The 539-nt window shown below is 44.9% G+C and carries 1 protein-coding gene; it reads right to left on the bottom strand.

Annotated features, from left to right (window positions below):
• Positions 1-423 (bottom strand): MarR family transcriptional regulator (locus R7Q46_RS29765; RefSeq protein WP_318078667.1); only part of this gene is annotated, 423 nt, incomplete at its 3' end.
• Between the last annotated feature and the right edge of the window lie 116 nt (positions 424-539).

Here is a 539-nt window from a genome sequence, read left to right on the forward strand (position 1 = left end):
TTTTAGCGTCACCAATTCTTCTAGATCCAACGTGAACTTACAGGCAATGGCATCAGGGACGGATTTCGCCTGATCTTTAAGTGATCTGCCTGCATCGGTAAGGTTCAATACGCGTACGCGCTCGTCGGTTTCACTTCTTCCGCTGCTCACAAGGCCTTTTGCTTCTAAGCGGTTTAGCAACGGGGTGAGCGTTCCTGAATCGAGGTGAAGCTGTGATCCCAGCTGTTTTACGCTTGTGCCATCTTTTTCCCACAATACCATCATTACCAAGTACTGCGAGTAGGTGAGATCAAGTGCGTCCAACAACGGTCGGTACGCGCGAATCACAGCGTTAGCAGCGCTGTATAGTGGAAAGCAGACTTGATTCTCTAGTAACAATTTTTCGTCTGCATTCAATGTACTTGGGGAGTAACACTGGCTCATGGGCTTAATCTCGATAAAGGCGATAAAAATAAATTGTGCACAATATAGTTGCAAACTATCGTTGTTTCGATGTAAGGTTGCAAGCAATTAAATTGCACACAACTTAAATTAAAGAG

This window comes from Vibrio sp. 811, assembly GCF_033339195.1.